This window comes from Paenibacillus sp. 1SOY10, assembly GCF_056836745.1.
In genome coordinates this window covers 22,165-40,212 of sequence record NZ_JBXENK010000011.1, presented here as the reverse complement: position 1 = coordinate 40,212, position 18,048 = coordinate 22,165, and the positions used below count along the sequence as shown (strand labels likewise).

The 18,048-nt window shown below is 51.5% G+C and carries 15 protein-coding genes and 1 riboswitch; of the genes, 12 read left to right on the top strand and 3 right to left on the bottom strand.

Features of this window, described 5'->3' with window-relative positions:
- Window positions 1–84 precede the first annotated feature (84 nt).
- Window positions 85–240 (bottom strand): YqzM family protein, encoded by a 156-nt coding sequence (locus AC1VOR_RS19845; protein WP_482620390.1) that lies wholly within the window; start codon window positions 238–240, stop codon window positions 85–87.
- Between the two features lie 286 nt (window positions 241–526).
- Here AC1VOR_RS19845 and trxA point away from each other — a divergent pair, with 286 nt between their 5' ends.
- Both trxA and uvrC read left to right on the top strand, forming a co-directional pair.
- On the top strand, window positions 527–844 hold the full coding sequence (trxA, locus tag AC1VOR_RS19840; RefSeq protein WP_482620388.1) for a thioredoxin: 318 nt from the start codon (window positions 527–529) through the stop codon (window positions 842–844).
- Between the two features lie 103 nt (window positions 845–947).
- A complete protein-coding gene (uvrC, locus tag AC1VOR_RS19835; protein ID WP_482620385.1) occupies window positions 948–2,954 on the top strand; it encodes an excinuclease ABC subunit UvrC in 2,007 nt (668 codons plus the stop codon).
- Here uvrC and AC1VOR_RS19830 read toward each other — a convergent pair.
- Window positions 2,914–4,659 (bottom strand): CPBP family intramembrane glutamic endopeptidase, encoded by a 1,746-nt coding sequence (locus tag AC1VOR_RS19830; RefSeq protein WP_482620383.1) that lies wholly within the window; start codon window positions 4,657–4,659, stop codon window positions 2,914–2,916. The genes uvrC and AC1VOR_RS19830 overlap by 41 nt on opposite strands.
- Before the next feature lie 258 nt (window positions 4,660–4,917).
- Window positions 4,918–5,078, top strand: a riboswitch (cyclic di-AMP (ydaO/yuaA leader).
- 75 nt (window positions 5,079–5,153) lie between these two features.
- On the opposite strand from AC1VOR_RS19830, the gene AC1VOR_RS19825 reads away from it, so the two are divergent.
- Window positions 5,154–6,488, top strand: a complete 1,335-nt coding sequence (locus tag AC1VOR_RS19825) for a TrkH family potassium uptake protein (protein ID WP_482620381.1) — start codon at window positions 5,154–5,156, stop codon at window positions 6,486–6,488.
- A 16-nt stretch (window positions 6,489–6,504) separates the two neighbouring features.
- Window positions 6,505–7,173, top strand: a complete 669-nt coding sequence (locus AC1VOR_RS19820) for a potassium channel family protein (protein ID WP_482620380.1) — start codon at window positions 6,505–6,507, stop codon at window positions 7,171–7,173.
- A gap of 79 nt (window positions 7,174–7,252) precedes the next feature.
- Here the strand turns inward: AC1VOR_RS19820 and AC1VOR_RS19815 are convergent, their stop codons facing one another.
- Window positions 7,253–8,164, bottom strand: a complete 912-nt coding sequence (locus tag AC1VOR_RS19815; RefSeq protein WP_482620379.1) for a LysR family transcriptional regulator — start codon at window positions 8,162–8,164, stop codon at window positions 7,253–7,255.
- Window positions 8,165–8,384: 220 nt separating this feature from the next.
- Between AC1VOR_RS19815 and AC1VOR_RS19810 the strand changes: the two genes are divergently transcribed.
- The 8 genes from AC1VOR_RS19810 (at window position 8,385) to AC1VOR_RS19775 (ending at window position 18,043) form a co-directional block, all read left to right on the top strand.
- Window positions 8,385–9,056 (top strand): succinate dehydrogenase cytochrome b558 subunit, encoded by a 672-nt coding sequence (locus AC1VOR_RS19810; protein WP_482620378.1) that lies wholly within the window; start codon window positions 8,385–8,387, stop codon window positions 9,054–9,056.
- A gap of 125 nt (window positions 9,057–9,181) precedes the next feature.
- Window positions 9,182–10,927, top strand: coding sequence for a succinate dehydrogenase flavoprotein subunit (gene sdhA / locus AC1VOR_RS19805; protein ID WP_482620377.1), 1,746 nt, complete (start codon window positions 9,182–9,184; stop codon window positions 10,925–10,927).
- 12 nt (window positions 10,928–10,939) lie between these two features.
- Window positions 10,940–11,725, top strand: coding sequence for a succinate dehydrogenase iron-sulfur subunit (gene sdhB / locus AC1VOR_RS19800; RefSeq protein ID WP_187377738.1), 786 nt, complete (start codon window positions 10,940–10,942; stop codon window positions 11,723–11,725).
- A 178-nt stretch (window positions 11,726–11,903) separates the two neighbouring features.
- A complete protein-coding gene (locus AC1VOR_RS19795; RefSeq protein ID WP_482620376.1) occupies window positions 11,904–12,272 on the top strand; it encodes a RidA family protein in 369 nt (122 codons plus the stop codon).
- Window positions 12,273–12,363: 91 nt separating this feature from the next.
- Window positions 12,364–14,010 carry a PucR family transcriptional regulator gene (locus tag AC1VOR_RS19790; RefSeq protein WP_482620375.1) on the top strand — a complete coding sequence of 549 codons (1,647 nt, stop codon included), beginning with the start codon at window positions 12,364–12,366 and terminating at the stop codon, window positions 14,008–14,010.
- Between the two features lie 222 nt (window positions 14,011–14,232).
- Entirely contained in the window at window positions 14,233–15,471 is a 1,239-nt protein-coding gene (locus AC1VOR_RS19785; RefSeq protein WP_482620374.1) for a hypothetical protein, read from the top strand.
- Window positions 15,472–15,512: 41 nt separating this feature from the next.
- On the top strand, window positions 15,513–16,616 hold the full coding sequence (gene atzD / locus AC1VOR_RS19780; protein ID WP_482620373.1) for a cyanuric acid amidohydrolase: 1,104 nt from the start codon (window positions 15,513–15,515) through the stop codon (window positions 16,614–16,616).
- Between the two features lie 119 nt (window positions 16,617–16,735).
- Window positions 16,736–18,043, top strand: coding sequence for a nucleobase:cation symporter-2 family protein (locus AC1VOR_RS19775; protein ID WP_482620372.1), 1,308 nt, complete (start codon window positions 16,736–16,738; stop codon window positions 18,041–18,043).
- The last annotated feature ends 5 nt before the right edge of the window (window positions 18,044–18,048 follow it).

Sequence of the window (18,048 nt, the reverse complement as noted above, 5' to 3'; positions counted from 1 at the left end):
TAACCAAGAAGCCCCGCTTCCTCACTAGTGAGGGAAGCGGGGCTTCTGAAGTCCATTTGCTGTGCATGGGTAATTCTGAGCAGACTAGCTGCCGATAAATTTGATGATGACCATGCCGAAGAAAATGATGCTCATCAGCGTAAACATGCCGAAGAAACCGTTCATCAGATCGAACAAATCGTTACGGGGTTCTTCGTTGATATGTTGACGCGGGTCGTTCGCCTGCATCTTGGCATCCATGGCGATAGGCCTCCTCAGAGAAAATGTATATTTCGCAAAGAACATCAATGATTTATGTCATAGACAAAGCTGATATTGGTTAATATTAGTATAACCAAAGCCCCTTCTATTTGTAAAGAAGGCTTGCTTACGCACTTTCTTTTTTTTAGTGAGTTGTGGTATAATGGCATCGGCAGTCCCTTTGTGGCCTGCTCGTCTTTACTATCTGGTTAAATAAATGAGCTGTTCGTGGTTCCTGCAGGTATTGCCTGCAGACCATGAGCACAAACATAAGGAGGAATTGGTTATGGCCATCGTAAATGTAACCGATCAGTCTTTTAATAATGAGATTGAAGGGCAAGCTCCCGTTCTTGTTGACTTCTGGGCTCCATGGTGCGGTCCTTGTAAAATGATTGCTCCGATTCTGGAAGAGCTGTCAGGCGAAGTAGGAGATGCGGTGAAGATTGCTAAATTGAATGTCGACGATAACCCGGAAACGGCTTCCCGTTTTGGCGTTATGAGCATTCCTACATTGATTCTGTTCAAGGATGGTCAACCGGTCGATAAGATCGTTGGCTTGAATTCGAAGGACACACTGAAGAACCTGATTGCTAAACATCAGTAAGCCAGGCTATCAGGCACGTTGATTGGTGCCTTGGATGACGCCTCCGGACCAACCGGAGGCGTTATTTTTATCGTTATATGCTAAGGAGAGAGGAGGGGAAGGCATGGATTCCTTTACAAGCGAGGCGCTGGACCAGGAAAAGGCGATGGAAGCAATTCGTCATAAGCTGGCGTTGCTGCCCGACTTACCGGGTTGTTATTTAATGAAGAACAAGGATGGTTTGATTATTTATGTAGGTAAAGCCAAGGTTCTGAAGAACCGGGTCCGTTCTTACTTTACGGGCAGCCATAACGGTAAGACGCAACGGCTTGTCTCCGAAATCCGCGATTTTGAATATATCGTGACCGGTAGCAATATGGAGGCGCTCATTCTGGAGTGCAACCTGATCAAGAAACACCATCCGCGGTTTAACGTATTATTGAAAGATGATAAAACTTTTCCTTACATTAAAATTACGAATGAGCGACACCCCCGGCTGGAAGTGACGCGGCGGGTGCTTAAAGATAAAGCAAAATATTTCGGACCTTACCCTAATGCCTATGCGGCTCAGCAGACCAAGAAGCTGCTGGATCGAATGTATCCGCTGCGTAAATGCAACGTAATGCCCAAAGAGGTCTGCCTGTATTACCATATTGGGCAATGCTTGGCCCCTTGTGTTCAAGAGGTATCGCAGGATACTTATGATTCCATGATCCAGGAGATTGTATCGTTCTTGAGCGGCGGCCATGAAGAGATCAAGCGGGAGTTGCAGCGCAAGATGCATGAGGCGGCCGAGGAACTGCAATTCGAGCGAGCCAAGGAACTGCGTGACCAGATCATCAACATTGATGCCCTCATGGAGAAGCAGAAGATTACCATGAATGATGCCAAGGATCGTGATGTGTTTGGTTACGCGGTGGACAAGGGCTGGATGTGCGTACAAATCCTGTACATGCGTCAAGGGAAAATGATCGAACGCCATGCGTCGGTATTTCCATTCTACGGCGATGCTTACGGGGACTTTCTGTCGTATGTCACGCAGTATTACAGTGAAAACCCGGCGCTGCCACAAGAAATTTTGCTGCCTGAGATGAAAGAGTTTGTCGGTACAAAGGGCGCTGAAACCTTGCAAGTTAAGGGAATGGCAGCCGAAGCCGAAGTGAATACGTCTGCTGATGAAGAGGAGCAAGTTGCTCCTGCGGCCGATTCGGGTGTCAGTGAAGACGCGTTAGAGGGTGCTCACGGTGAGAACTTTACGCTCGATTCGACTTCCGGAGCTGCTGCCTTGCAGCAGTGGCTTGGCGTGAAGACGCTGGTTCCTCAGCGTGGACTTAAGCGGCAAATGATTACGATGGCAACGGAGAATGCTCGTGTGTCGCTGGACGAAAAATTCCGTCTCATCGAACGCGACGAGGAGCGGACCTCCAAGGCCGCAGAGAATTTGGGCAAAGCCATCGGCCTGGAGAAGGTCACGCGAATTGAGGCGTTCGATAACTCCAACATTCAGGGGACCAACCCCGTATCGGCGATGGTGGTCTTCATTGACGGCAAGCCAGCCAAGAAGGAATACCGCAAATACAAGGTCAAGACCGTGGAAGGCCCCGATGATTACGAAACGATGCGCGAGGTGATCCGGCGTCGTTATGAGCGGGTACTCAAGGAGGAACTGCCCCGTCCCGATCTGATCGTTGTCGATGGCGGGAAGGGCCAGATTTCAGCAGCCAGCGATGTGCTGGAGAATGAGCTGGGCCTTTACATTCCCGTTTGTGGGCTGGTCAAGGATGCGAAGCACAAAACGGCGCAGCTCATGGCTTATGATCCGCCGGAGCCAGTCCACCTGCCCCGTGACAGTCAGGAGTTTTACCTTTTGCAACGCATACAGGATGAGGTGCATCGCTTCGCCATTACCTTCCACCGTGAGCAACGGGCCAAGTCGATGGTGACTTCGCAACTGGACGCTATTCCTGGTATCGGAGAGAAGCGACGTAAGGCGCTATTAAAGCATTTTGGTTCACTTAAAAAAATAAAAGAGGCCTCCGTCGAAGACTTCCGGCCTCTTTCTATAGGGGATAAGCTGGCTCGTGAAATTATCAATGCCCTTCGGGACGAGGAGCCACCGGAGGAGTCGTGAAGAACGGCTCCTCTTTTTGTTGTACTGGCGGCTCTTTGCGCTCCCGACCTGGCGGGTTGAATACATAAATGACATAAGCCACAATAGCTGGCAGAGCGATGTAGAATACACCAGCGGCGATATTCAGTGCGCCTCCCATAAACATCAAGCTCAGCGCCATCAGAATGCTGTCGAAGATGACGTGGGAGAACACGGCGGCGGCAAAGCCGTAACGCAGGAAGACGAAGCTGAACAACAATCCAATGATGGTCAGCTCAATGGGTCTTGAGTAGATAGGATAGATCGGATACAACGTATGCCCCAGCGCCCAGATTAGCGTGGATAGCAAGCAGGCTACAAAGGTGCTGCGAAACATCTTCTTCAGCATCGGAATCCCAAACAACCGATAAACCGCTTCTTCTCCGATCCCGGCCACCCAGGCCAAAAGCGGGAACAAGAGCGGATATACCATATTGTACGGCGATTGCGTCGAATCGCTCGTAGACCAGGTACCGATGCTTTGTTCCAGAATGAGGAAGATAACCGATTGTACACCTAACAAAATCAGGGCCCAGGCATAGCCATCAGTCATGGAGGTAAGCACATGACGGCCATAGCCTGCTTCTCTGGCGCGAGGCCACGGATTCATTCCTTGCTGGCGCCATAATCCATTTCCACCTACCAGTGAGAAATAGATGGCTATGGACATGAACAGGGTCGACACACTTTGGAAGACCAGCAGGAAGATCAGCATAAACGGCTCGGTGCTTTCCTTCTCAAAAATAGGCAGCATGTTGAAAGTGCCTACCATGGAGAGCACAAAATAAAGTGAAGTCAGAAAAATACCACGTTTGAATGATGTGTGTCGTCTCGTGAGGGCACTATACACGATGGCAAGCACACCCAGGATAAAGCTCAAGAAGGCATAGCCTGCAAAGGTAAGCCAAGTGGCGAGAGTGGTCTGCTGCTTCACATAATTCAAATGGTCGGCCGGAGCGACGAAATAGCTTTCCAGTGAAGAGACGTAGCCATATTCATATTGAATTTGAATTTGCGCCTTGGACTCTCCAATGGTATATCCATTCAAATCATACAACAGGCCGACGTCACCTTCCCCGGAAGCGAGCGTCAAATCAGCGTCAGCGAAGCCGAAGGCATCCAGGTAAGGCTGGGCCATTTCTTCCTTTTCGGCCAGTGTTAAATCGCCTTCCCAGGACAACATAGTCTCGGTAGTCTCCGTCCCCAAATCCAGCATAGTCTGCTTGTTCGTATTGCTGGCGGACAGAATTTCTTCAAAGGCAACGACTTGCCCGGAATTCATATGTACATCGACGGTCAAGGCATTCAGCAGATCATCGGGCTGCTTGAAGAGAACTCGAAACACATCGTAAGGGAATTGCTGTTCGTAGCTCTTCAGATACGAGGATAGCAACTCCGATTTTGTCAAATAACCCAGCAAATCAGAACGTGATTCGTAGGTAACCAGTGCCTTATCTTTTGACTGTTCAGACAAGTCCAACTGCAGAACGGATTGCACGAAATGCTCCGCTTGCTCCTTGGCTTGCTGTTTGCTGATAATCTCTTTGGATTGCTCCATCTGCAGCAGCTCCGAATCATTCGTCGGAAGCAACTGGATAACGATAAATACGACTAGCCCTAGCGCAGCGAGCAACCAAAGTGTACGGGTCTTTAGTGTGCCACCGGCAGGTTTCATGGAGAAATTCACTTGCACAACTCCTTTTTGATGTAATAAGAGGTATGATTTAGCCCCAAGTTCGTCACAGTAAAGATAACACAGTTGAAGTGGCCTTCGCCAGAATAGCAGGTGAAAAATAAGAAAAGCGGCAATAAACCCGGTAACCCTTCGCATGGCTCAGATTCAGGGGCCCGTGGATTCAGGGTTCACTCCTTTTCACGGTTTTCCCGTCTATTTAGGCCAAATGAAGCTTTGTCCTGGCAACAAATAAGGATTATAATCCAATTGAAAATAAAATGGCCGAATTTCGATGGAAAACGGGGGAACCGGTTTTTTTTGGGGTGAATTTTGCTGAATCTCGCGAGCCTAAGCTTGCGGAGGAAGCGAATAGGGCAACTGTGCATGTCCGAATCCGTCAGCTAACCTCGTAGGTCTTTGCAGCAGGAACCAAACACCGAAAGGCATTGGATTTCCAGTGCTTTTTTATTTTTGCGTTCTCTAATGACAACGATGAGGTGAGCCTGGTGGGATTGCATAAATTGAATTTGTCTCCGCCCCAAATTTTGGTGACGGGGTTTGCCCTGATTATTATGCTGGGCACCCTGTTGCTTATGCTACCCATTTCCAGCGTCTCCAAGGCAAGCTTGCCATTTATCGATGCTTTGTTTACAGCCACCTCGGCTACCTGTGTAACCGGGCTGGTCGTGGTGGATACGGGCACTTATTTCTCCCCATTCGGGCAAATGGTCATATTGCTACTTATTCAGGTGGGCGGCTTGGGCTTTATGAGCGTAGCGACGATGTTCTCCCTGGTATTTAAACGGAAAATATCGCTGCGGGATCGTCTACTGCTTCAGGAAGCGATGAACCAGAATTCAATGGAAGGGATCGTTCGACTGATCCGCAAGGTCCTGTTCTTTTCCTTGATTATTGAGTCGATTGCAGCGGTGCTCTTCACCCTGAGATTGGCTCTGGATATGCCTTTTGGCCGGGCGTTGTACTTTGGTATTTTTCATGCTATCGCTTTGTTTAATAATGCGGGCTTTCATTTGTTCGGGGGCAGTCAAAGCTTGATGTCTTATGTATCTGATCCGCTGATTAACCTGGTCTCAATCTTCCTGATTATATCAGGGGGACTTGGCTTTGTCGTTCTATCTGACCTGTTCGACATTCGCCGCCGCCGCAAGCTGTCGCTTCATTCCAAGGTTGTGCTGTCGATGACGGCGGCCTTGATCGTATCCGGAGCCTTGATCATCTTCGTCTTCGAGTTCACCAATACGGGGACACTGAAGCCGCTGGATTGGGGTGGCAAGCTTTGGAGTGCCTTGTTCCAGTCGGTGGCGCCGCGGACGGCCGGAGCTCATACGCTGGACATCGAAGCCCTTCGTCAGGCTACGCAATTCTTCATTATAATATTGATGTTTATCGGGGCTTCTCCCGGGTCTACCGGGGGCGGTATCAAGACCACCACCTTCACCATTCTGGCAGGTGCGGTGCTGTCGATGATTCGCGGTCGTACAGACCTGGTTCTGTTCCGTTACAGGATGGTTCAGGAACGGATCTTCAAGGCGGTGACATTGACCATGATGTCGTTGTTCTTCATTATTACTGTGGCCATTGTGTTGTCTGCCACCGAACAAGCAGGGTTTCTGGCGATTTTGTTCGAGGCGACCTCCGCCTTCGGTACGGTGGGTTTATCCATGGGGGTAACGGAGCAGTTGACGACCATCGGCAAGCTAATCCTTAGTTTTACCATGTTTGCGGGACGTCTCGGACCGTTGACGCTTGCTTATGCACTGGGACCAAAGAAGGGGAAAGAGCCCTACCGTCATCCCGAAGGCAAAATGATTATAGGATAAGGGGATATTACCTTTCATGAGAACACAGCAGTTTGTAGTGATTGGGCTGGGGCGTTTTGGCTCAAATTTGGCGCTGGAGTTGGTGGACCTGGGTTATGAGGTAATGGGCATCGATCGTAACGAGGAACTGGTCCAGGAACTGAGCGATCAGTTGACCCATGCCGTCGCCGCTGATGCCACTGACGAGGAGATGCTCAAATCGTTAGGGGTGCGCAATTTTGACTGCGGTATTGTGGCTATTGGCAATGACATCCAGATGAGCATTCTGGCCGCAATTCTGCTCAAGGAGCTTGGGGTCAAGACCGTGGTAGCCAAAGCCATCTCGGTGCTTCACGGGCGCGCACTGGAGAAACTGGGCGTAGACCGTATCATTTATCCGGAACGTGATATGGGAATAAGGGTTGCCCACCAGCTCGTCACACCTAATCTGCTGGATTATATTGAATTGTCCAAGGAGTTCAGTATTGTGGAAATGAAGGTTCCAGCCAGTATGCACGGCAAGAGCCTGGGCGAGTTGAATACACGATCTCAGTTTGCGTGTAGTGTAGTGGCCCTTCACAGAGATGGCAACATCATGGTGGCTCCAACGGCGATGGACCAGTTGTACGAAGGGGATATCATGGTCATTATTGGTGGGAACGAGAAGATGGAGCAGTTTGAGAACATGATAAATGAAGAATCATAGAGGTAGTTCGATTTTTTGAACATGCATTTCTAGCGAAACAGCCGCTTGCACAGGTGTTAATCTGTGAGCGGCTGTTTTTTTATAATGACAAATCTCGTACCAGGCGATGACGTACTTGGGCAATCCACTCCTTCATGTCCCGACTAAGCTCTGATTTGTCGTCGTAGATAAGGCAGGTCTCCCGGCGGGTCTGCTCCAATTCAGAGATGGGAATGCTCAGCAGCCCGTTATCGCGCAGCAGGGAGGCGCGCAGGTAAGACTTGGGCAGCAGTGCGGCCGCCTTGCAAATGGGCAGGAGTCTCACAATCGCTTCAAACGAATCAATCTCCATGCGTATATCCGGAATGATGCTGTAGCGTCCAAACAGGTCGTCGATCAGCTTGCGATACCAGGTGCCTTTGGAGAACACAATCATGGGCTGTCCGTTCAAGTCCTCCATAGTGATCCGCTGATTCTGATAGATGGTGGAGAGCTCCTGACCTTGGGGAACGACCAGTTCCAGATGATCCTGGAACAAAGGCAGGCATTTGAGTCCGGTTTCGCTGATCGAAGAGGCTACGACGCCAATATCTACTTTTTTGTTACGGACATAAGACACGATTTCATGCGTTTTACCTGTTACTAGCTTGAGCTCGATATCAGGAAACTTCTCCATTAAGGTCGTGACTAGCGGTGGAAGTGTTGTCTGAATGGTGGTCAGGCTGGCGCCGAGTGTGACCACGCTGCGTTCTACCGTCTTGAAGCGAGAGACTGCTTGCAGGAAGGTCTGGTGGCGTTGTCGCTGCTCCAGTGCATACAGGTAGGCCTCCTGGCCAACGCGGGTCAGTTCAAGCCTTTTACCCTTCCGGTGAAATAGCGCAATCCCCCATTCCTCCTCCAGCTTGACAATCTTCCTTGATAGAGCCGGCTGCGAGATGTTGAGCACCTTAGAGGCCTTATTTAAACTGGACTGCTCCACAACCGTTGTAAATACCAAAAATTCCTCCAGCATGGTGCCCTCCTTTTTTTGCGGCATTACAGGAATCGACAGGATTCCTTATGCTCATTCGTTATAATAATTAATAAGTATATTGCAATTCCATTATAAGATGAAAAGGAGTAACATGAAAAGTGACACAAGTTGTTCACATGTTACTTTTGTTACAAACTATTTTACAAATGCGCAAGCCAAAAAAAGAGATGCACAACCAAGGAAAGGGGTACACGCACTTATGAAAGGGTTTTATTCCAGAAAACTTCATTCGCTTCTGGGCGTCATTCCGTTGGGCGCTTTCCTGCTGGAGCACATGGTTACCAACTTTGCGGCGGTTGAGGGCGGCAGTGAAGGGTTTAGGGAAGCTGTAGCTTTCCTGAACGGCTTGCCACTGGTATTGCTGCTGGAGATTTTCGGGATTTGGTTACCGCTTCTCTACCATGGCGTTTACGGCATGTACATTGCCTTTCAGGCCAAGCCCAACAATGGGCGGTTCAATACGGAACGTAACCTGCGGTACTTATTGCAGCGGATTACTGGCGTGATCGCCTTTGCCTTTGTCATTTGGCATGTGCTTGAGACGCGGGTGCAAGTAGCGCTGGGCCGCGTATCACATGATGAATTGGGTGGTGTGATGCATGATATCGTCAACCAGCCTATATTCTTCGTGCTGTATTTAATCGGTATCGTATCTGCGGCGTTTCACTTTACAAACGGCTTGTGGTCGTTCCTGGTGAGCTGGGGTGTGACGGTAGGTCCCCGTTCGCAGCGTGTATCTTCTTATATTTGCATGGGCTTGTTCGCCATCGTGTCCGTGATGTTCATCTGGTCGTTGATCGCATTCCGCGATGCGGAATTCCAGGCCGGGGGTACGGCTTTGCTAGAGACCATCAAGGCATTCATGGCATAGGCTCTTACCCAAGCAGCAGAGGCCTTGGATAAGAAACAGGACGGTGCCAGGCCAGGGCGCGAAGAACAACCCGGCTTGACCATCCGTCTATACGGACTACAAAACGTTTAGGAGTTGAAATAGAGATGGCTAAACAAAGCTTGATTGTTGTAGGCGGCGGCCTGGCCGGGCTGATGGCCACGATTAAATCGGCGGAGGCGGGTGTGCCGGTGCAGCTCTTTTCGCTTGTTCCGGTAAAGCGTTCCCACTCGGTATGTGCGCAAGGCGGCATTAATGGCGCCGTGAACACCAAAGGGGAGGGTGACTCGCCGTGGGAGCATTTTGACGATACCGTCTATGGCGGGGACTTTCTGGCCAACCAGCCGCCAGTCAAAGCAATGTGCGAAGCTGCTCCCGGCATCATTCATCTGATGGACCGGATGGGCGTGATGTTTAACCGTACGCCGGAGGGATTGCTTGATTTCCGTCGTTTTGGGGGCACGAAGCGCCACCGGACAGCCTTTGCCGGGGCAACTACCGGCCAGCAGTTACTGTACGCTCTGGATGAGCAGGTACGTCGCTATGAGGCAGCCGGGCTGGTGACGAAGTATGAAAATTGGGAGTTCCTATCCGCTGTAATTGATGATGAAGGTGTCTGTCGCGGCATTTCCGCACAAAATTTGCGTTCGATGGAGATTGTAACATTCGCTGCGGATGCGGTCATTCTGGCGACCGGAGGTCCGGGCATTATTTTCGGCAAAACAACGAATTCCGTCATTAATACAGGAACGGCTGCCAGCGCGGTGTATCAGCAAGGGGTCACCTATGCCAATGGCGAGTTCATTCAGATTCACCCTACGGCCATTCCGGGGGATGACAAGCTGCGGCTGATGTCCGAATCGGCGCGGGGCGAGGGCGGACGCATCTGGACGTACAAGGACGGCAAGCCATGGTATTTTCTTGAAGAGAAATATCCGGCTTACGGCAACCTGGTACCACGGGATATTGCGACCCGGGAGATCTTCAGCGTATGTATTGATATGAAGCTGGGAATCAACGGGGAGAACATGGTGTACCTCGATTTGTCCCATAAAGATCCGAAGGAACTGGACGTCAAGCTTGGAGGCATTATCGAAATCTACGAGAAATTTATGGGCGATGATCCACGCAAGATTCCGATGAAAATTTTCCCGGCGGTGCATTATTCCATGGGGGGCATGTGGGTCGACTACAATCAGATGACCAGCATCCCCGGCTTGTTTGCGGCGGGAGAATGCGAATATCAATACCATGGAGCGAACCGGCTGGGGGCCAACTCGCTAGTGTCCGCGATTTATGGTGGGATGGTTGCGGGACCAAAGGCGGTCGAATACATTCGGGGCTTGAAGAAGTCGACCGAGGACGTCAATCCGGCGGTGTTTGACAGTCGTCGCAAGGAGCAGTCTGACAAATACGAGGGTCTGCTGGCGATGAATGGAACGGAGAATCCTTACGTGCTGCACAAGGAATTGGGCGACTGGATGACCGCCAACATGACGGTGGTACGGTATAACGATAAATTGGAAGCGACCATTGGCAAAATTAAGGAACTGAAGGAACGCTATGGGAAAATCAATATCAACGATACATCTCGCTGGAGCAATGCCGGAGCTACATTTACCCGTCAGCTCTGGAATATGATGGAGCTTGCGGAAGCGATGACACTCTCGGCGCTGCTGCGTAACGAAAGTCGTGGAGCCCATTACAAGCCGGACTTTCCGGAGCGAAATGACGAGGAATTTCTCAGAACGACCAAGGCGTCCTGGACGCCGGAGGGTCCGCAAATATCATACGAGGCGGTGGATGTATCCCTGATTCCGCCGCGCATTCGCGATTATTCTAAGGACAAATAGGAGGGAACACTCATGGCGATGGCCGAAGCGGAAGTACCCGGCAACAAAATGACGGTGAAGAAGGTTAAATTCATCATAACGCGTCAGGATGAACCTGAGTCCAAGTCCTATATCGAAGAGTTCGAGTTGGACTATCGTCCTGGCATGAACGTGATCAGCGCATTGATGGAAATTCAGCGCAATCCGGTGAATGGGAAAGGTGAAACAACTGCCCCGGTCTGTTGGGAATCGAATTGCCTGGAGGAGGTTTGTGGGGCTTGCTCCATGGTTATTAACGGCAAGCCTCGTCAGGCTTGCGCGGCCCTGGTGGATCAATTGGAGCAGCCGATTCGGGTAGAGCCGATGCGGACCTTTCCGGTCGTTCGCGACCTGGTGATTGACCGTACCCGAATGTTCAACGCGCTGAAGAAGGTGAAGGCCTGGATTCCCATTGATGGCACATACGATTTAGGGCCTGGTCCCCGGATGGCGGAGAAGAAGCGGCAATGGGCTTATGAATTGTCCAAGTGCATGACTTGCGGGGTCTGTCTGGAAGCTTGTCCCAACGTCAACGAGAAGACGAACTTTATGGGTCCGGCAGCCATCTCGCAGGTTCGCCTGTTCAATGCTCATCCAACGGGTGAAATGAATGCCGAGGAACGGCTGGATGCATTGATGGAGGATGGTGGTATTGAGGGCTGCGGCAATTCGCAAAACTGCGTTGTGGCTTGTCCGAAGGGCATTCCATTAACGACTTCCATTGCGGAGATGAACAAGGCTACGACCAAGCATATGTTTAAGCGCTGGTTGGGGGTTTAAACGAAATTGATGGGTAGAACCATAAAAATGACATTCAAAATGACTATTTTGAGTGTCATTTTTTTATCCATTTCAGAGAAAAATTTATCAGATCGACATTTGATATACAGGAACATACGTTCTATAATTTTTGTAGTAATGTTCATTACAACCAATTTATTCAAGGAGCTGAATAACAATGAGCAACATTATTAGGCATGAAATCAACGAAGACTATGCTTTTGCTGGTTTTGTCGAAGCTGGAGATTTTATCTTCCTAAGCTTCTGTGTGGGGAATGTCGGAGGTTCGGTAGAAGAGCAAGTGGAAGGCGCCCTCAATAATATGAGTGAGCGGTTAGCCAAGGTGAATCTATCTCTGGATTCCGTAGTTAAATTAGATGTGTTGCTTAGAGACGTGTGGGACATTCCTGTTATGGAGAAGGTGTTCAAGGAACGATTTAAAGGGAATTATCCCGCGAGAAAAACCATCTCCACAGAATTCGCCCACGTAGGCGGTCCTGATGGGCTTAAAGTTCAAATGGATGCAGTGGCATATAGAGGGAAATAGGATAATTGATTCTCGGGGGAGACCAGTTGCTTTTACCTGCTGCTAAATTTACATTAGAGAGGGGGCAATCAAGCCCTTCATAATGGAGGGGATGGACATCGTAGCAGTTACCGTTAAAGACATTTTATCCCTGAACAGCTTTGCTGATGTATATGTGAAGGCCGGCGTGGACGGGCTATCCAATGTAGTGGACAACGTGTTTTTCATGGAGGTTCCCGACATTTACAAATATGTCGATCCGTTGGGTCTGCTGCTGACGACGCTGTATCCGATTGCCGACGACGAGGAGGCGATCCGGTCTTTTATCCCCAACCTGGTGGACAAGCAGGTATCTTGCGTAGCCCTCAAGTTGGGACGTTATATTCATGACGTGCCGCCCATTATGCTGGAGCAGGCCGATCGGTTCCGGATGCCGCTGATGATTTTGCCGAACAACGCCAACTTGTCCAAGCTAAGTAACGATATTCTGGAGCTATTCCTCGGCAACAAGACGAGGATGCTGGAGTACCGGGACAACATCCACGGGAAGCTGATGGGCCTGCTGCTGGAAGGGGCAGATCTTCATAAGCTGTTGTCGACCGTTTCGGAATTGTTTGGCCTGCCGGTATTGTTTGTAGACCGTTATTTCCATCTTCAGTCGGCTTCGTTTGGAGAAGGAGCCGGGTGTATGCTGGGCAGAACGGATGAATCCAGATCTTGGGAGACAGCCCTTTCGCAGGGGGAGTTGACCGTTTCCGTGGAGGGTGTGACATATGGTGACGGACAGGTGCTGCACCGTCCGATAGCGGCCGGCAGTGAAAACCTTGGTTATCTGATTGCGCTGCTGGAGAAGGAATCGAATCCCACCAATTTGATTGTGGGGCTAGAGCAGGCCTCGATGCTGTGCGCCTTTCTGTTTCAGCGGGAGCTGGCGCTTCGGGAGACCGAACGCAATTACCTCGACTCTTTTATCCGCGATATGTTTAACGGCAAATTTCCACATTTGCAGGAGGCGGAGGAGAAGGCGAAGTTCTTTGATTGGGATTTGACCTTCCCCTTGGCTGTACTAGCAATCCAGGTATTTGAGGAAGATGCGGAACGGCAACGGAGCCGGTATGCGGACCTGCTGGCTGAAGGCGTCGTGGAGCAGGCGATGACGGGCGGGCTTGGACTGACTTCCCGCAGTTGCAAAATCGTTTATCATGATGATGCGCTGTTATGCCTCGTTAATCTGCCGAAGAGACAGGGCTTTGCCGAACGGTTGAAGGAAGCTGGCGAAGGCATCGCCGCTTATTATAAGGATAAGCTTCATCTCGGCATCGGCATTTCCAATGCGGCCCCGTCTTTCGAACGGCTGAAGGATGCCAAGGAGGAGGCCAAGTTTGCGCTGGATATCACGCGGAAGCTGCAAGGTCCAGGACCGTTTGTGTCCTGCTATGCCGAGACCGGCGTCTACAAGCTGCTGCACCGCCTTTCCGAGCCGGATGCGTTAAGCCGCTACGTGGAGGAAAAGCTGGGGTTCTTGCTCAACAACGGAAGCAAGGAAACCGATCTGCTGGAAACGCTGCTCTGCTTGCTCAAGAATGGCTTCAATCTGCAGAAGACGGCCAAAGAGCTGTATATTCACTACAATACGCTGCGATACCGGCTGGATAAGCTAAAGGAACTCGGCGTTGATACGAATGACGGTCTAGTGCTGGCGGAGCTGGCACTGGCCTATCAAATGCATACCTATCTGCTTGCCGTTGGTAAGGATTAACCACGATGGCTGCTGCAATTCTCTTGCTATATAGAGAGCCGTGAAAAATAAGTGCAAGCAGGTCTGAACGCCCGGATGGCATACCGGGCGTTTTTTGTCGAAATGTGCTAAAAAGCGTTTCTTTTTTTTATGCGATTCTGCCATGGTGAGGGCGGGCCCGTCTCTTTATAATTTAATTGTAAGTGCTTACAAACAGTAAATTGAAGTAATGGAGGCCCTTTTATGCAGATACTGGTATTATTGCCACTGCTGGTCATGCTGGTGCTTGTCCTGCGGAACAAGCATATGATTCTGGCCGGACTCGCCGGTGGGCTGACGGCGATGCTTGTCGGAGGAATCGGCTTTGCCCAGGCCGGTCAAATTGTGGCCGAATCGATTCCCGGTATGACGGGAATCATTACGCCTGTCATCTACTCCGCGGTTGCGCTTGTACTGGCCAGGTTGGGTGGCTTCGAGGCGCTGCTGGGTCTCAGCCGCCGGGTAATCGGCCATCGGCAATACCTGATCGCTGCGGCTATCGTGCTGATTCAAGCGCTGGCCACCTATGCGGCGGGGCTTGGCGCAGGCAATACCATGGTGACAGGACCACTCGCATTCGCTGTCATTGGAGCCTCACCACCACTGATTGCAGGGATGGCCATTGTGACCGCGGCTAGCTTCATGACCTCGCCTTCGGGCGCAGACGCGGCTACCATTTCAAAGATTGCCGGTGTAGAAATATCGGCTTACAGCGAAACGATGTTTCCGCTGGCGGTTAGCCTGTGGGTGGTGGGTATGGCGGTCGCTGCTTTTGGAGTCTGGAGAAGCGGCAGTCTCATGAAGGAGGAAGGAGAGGCCGCACCTGCGGTCAACCTGAAGGAGCAACTGGTTAAAGCGCTGCCACCGATTTATTTCCTGATTATTGTAGTAGCGGGCAAAAACCTGAACGGCCTGATGGACTACGCGCTGTTCAATCCCGTATTTAATATGTTCAGTACGTTATTGCTGGCCTTTGCCGTTACCAAGCGGAAGCCTGGTGAGATCGCGGAGGACCTGGTGCAGAACTCTTCCTTTCTGCTCACTAAGTTGTTTGCCATCGGTATTTTTCTCGGCTTCATCAATATCCTGGCGGAAATCGGGACGTTCTCCTATATCGCCGGCTTTATTAAATCGGCTCCGACCTTCGTCACCGTACCCGTTGCCGTGCTGATTGCCTTCTGTATCGCCATTCCGGCGGGAGGCTATAGCGTGGGTGTCAGTACCCTTGTCATGCCGATCATGGTGGAATCGGGGTTGTCGCTGTTGCAGATTGGTCTGGCAGCGCTTGCCGTTGGCGTGGGGACCCAAATGAGCCCGGTGCAGATTAACGTCGCTTCCCTGTCGCAATCGTTCAAGCTCGACATTCAGCGAATCGTTAAAATCAATGCGCCTTACATGATCGCCGTGGCTGCACTGCTCTGTGTTCTTGGATTCTTTTTCTGATGATACATTGATCTGACTATATCAAACGGAGGAATGAAAAGATGAGAAAAGTTGAAGTGTTCCGTATCCCTACCGCCTCGCCGGATGATGTAACCGGGCTGAAAAAGCTGATTGACGAGGGGCGCCTTGACCCCCGCGATATTATCGCCGTATTAGGCAAAACGGAAGGCAACGGCTGCGTCAACGATTTCACTCGCGGCTTTGCGACACAGACTTTGTCCTATTTCATGGCTGAGCAACTGAACCTTTCGGTTAAAGAGGTACAGGAACGAATCGCCTTCGTCATGTCGGGTGGAACCGAAGGCGTGATGTCGCCCCATCTGACCGTATTCTCCCGTAAGGAAACGGATGAACCGGCCAAGGAAGGCAAACGTCTGGCCGCCGGCATTTCGTTCACTCGCGATTTCCTGCCCGAAGAGATTGGACGGATGGCCCAGGTGAAGGAAGTGGCCAACGGGGTGCGTGCCGCAATGAAGGATGCGGGCATCAAAGATCCGCAGGACGTCCATTTTGTGCAGATCAAGTGTCCGCTCTTGACGGCGGATCGTATAGAAGATGCGAAATCACGTGGCCAGAAGGTGGCCGTGCAGGACACGTACAAATCAATGGCGTATTCCCGGGGCGCATCGGCGTTAGGTGTGGCGCTGGCGCTAGGCGAAGTGCAGGAAAGTCAACTGAGCGACGATGTAATCTGCAAGGACTGGAACCTGTATTCCGGCGTTGCTTCGACTTCCGCCGGCGTAGAATTGCTTAAGGACGAAATCATCGTCATCGGAAACGCCGAACAGACGGCAAGCGAACTGCAAATCGGCCATGCGGTCATGGAGGACGCGATTGACATCGACGCCTTGTTTGCAGCTATGCGTCAGGCTGGGCTGGAGTTCGAGGGCTTGCCGTCGCAGGATGAGCTGGATCGGATCGTCAACGTGCTCGCCAAGGCGGAAGCCAGTTCCACGGGCTCTGTAAGGGGACGCAGAAATACGATGCAGGATGATTCCGACATTAACCATACTCGTTCGGCCAGAGCCGTCGTTAACGCGGCCATCGCCGCTATTACCCGCGACCCGCTTGTTTATGTATCCGGGGGAGCCGAGCATCAAGGCCCCGACGGTGGCGGTCCGGTGTGCGTTATTGCCAAGGCTTAGGAGGGGCACTGCATAGGCCGTGTCCGCGCAAGGCGTAATTTGCAACAGATGGAGGGGACAGGCTGTTTACGCGGCTTTTCCTCTCCCGCATCCTATTTGTGTTTGAGAGGGTGAGCCGCATGAATAACCGTTTTATCGGGATCGAGGAGAGGCCTCCCTTTCCCTCTTTGCTTTTGCTGGGCATACAGCATGTGCTGGCCTTATTTTCGGGCCTGGTGGCGGTTCCGCTGATCGTAGGCGCGGCGATAGGTCTGCCCAGCGCTGAAATTACGATTCTGGTGCAGGGTAGCCTGATTACAAGCGGTATCGGTACGCTGATTCAATGTCTCGGGTTGGGGCATCTAGGGGCCCGTCTGCCAATTTGTATGGGCTCCGCATTTGTATTTATCGCTCCAAGTATTACGATTGGCAACCAGATGGGCATCCAGGCTGTATTCGGGGCTTCGATGATATGTGGCATTATCGCCTATATTCTGAGCTTCTTTATCGGACGGGTGCAGAAGCTGATACCGCCGCTCGTTACGGGGACAATCGTCACTCTGATTGGCATCGGGCTGCTGCCGCTGGGCTTCACCTGGCTCGCTGGCGGGGACGGCGCTTTCTATGGTCAACCGTCCAGCTATATCGTGGGCGGCCTCGTACTGATCGTGCTGTTGACGACCAGCCAGTCGCGCAAGGGGCTGTTGTCGTCCTTCTCCGTCATTATTGCCATTGCAGCGGGCTATGCGGCCTCCGCTTTATTCGGGCTACTGGATCTGGGCCATGTCGGGCAAGCAAGTTGGTTGTCCTTCCCCGATCTGCTGCATTTCGGCTGGCCGACCTTCTCCTATTCAGCCATTGCCATCATGATGATTGCTCAACTGACGGCCGTGTTAGAGAGTATTGGCAACACGTATGGCACGGGAGCGGCGGTGAAAAAGGAGATTACTAAAAAACATCTGACCGGGGCAATCTCCGTGGATGGCATCGGGTCGATATTGGCTCCGATCTTCAATGGTTTTTCTCTTACTTGCTTCGCACAGAACATCGGGGTAATCAGCATCACCCGCGTTGCCAGCCGTTATGCGGTAGCGGCGGCCGGGGGCGTGCTGATCGTGCTGGGACTGATCCCCAAGTTCTCGGCGATCGTGGCTGGCATGCCTGCTCCGGTGCTGGGCGGCGCGGCACTCATTATGTTCGGCTCGATTGTTGGCTCCGGCGTCTCCCAGATGAAGGATGCGGGACCGTTCGACCGACGGGCGGCGATGATCTTTTCCACCTCGCTTGCACTCGGAGTTGGCTTTGGGCTTGCCCCGGAGAATGCCTTTGAGCACTTTCCCTCATCGCTGGCGGTATTGCTGGAATCGGGCGTGGCGATTGGTGGATTTACGGCCATCATGCTGAATTTGATTCTTCCCCGCCGGACAGAGCCCAAAGTGGGAGAGTAGGAGGG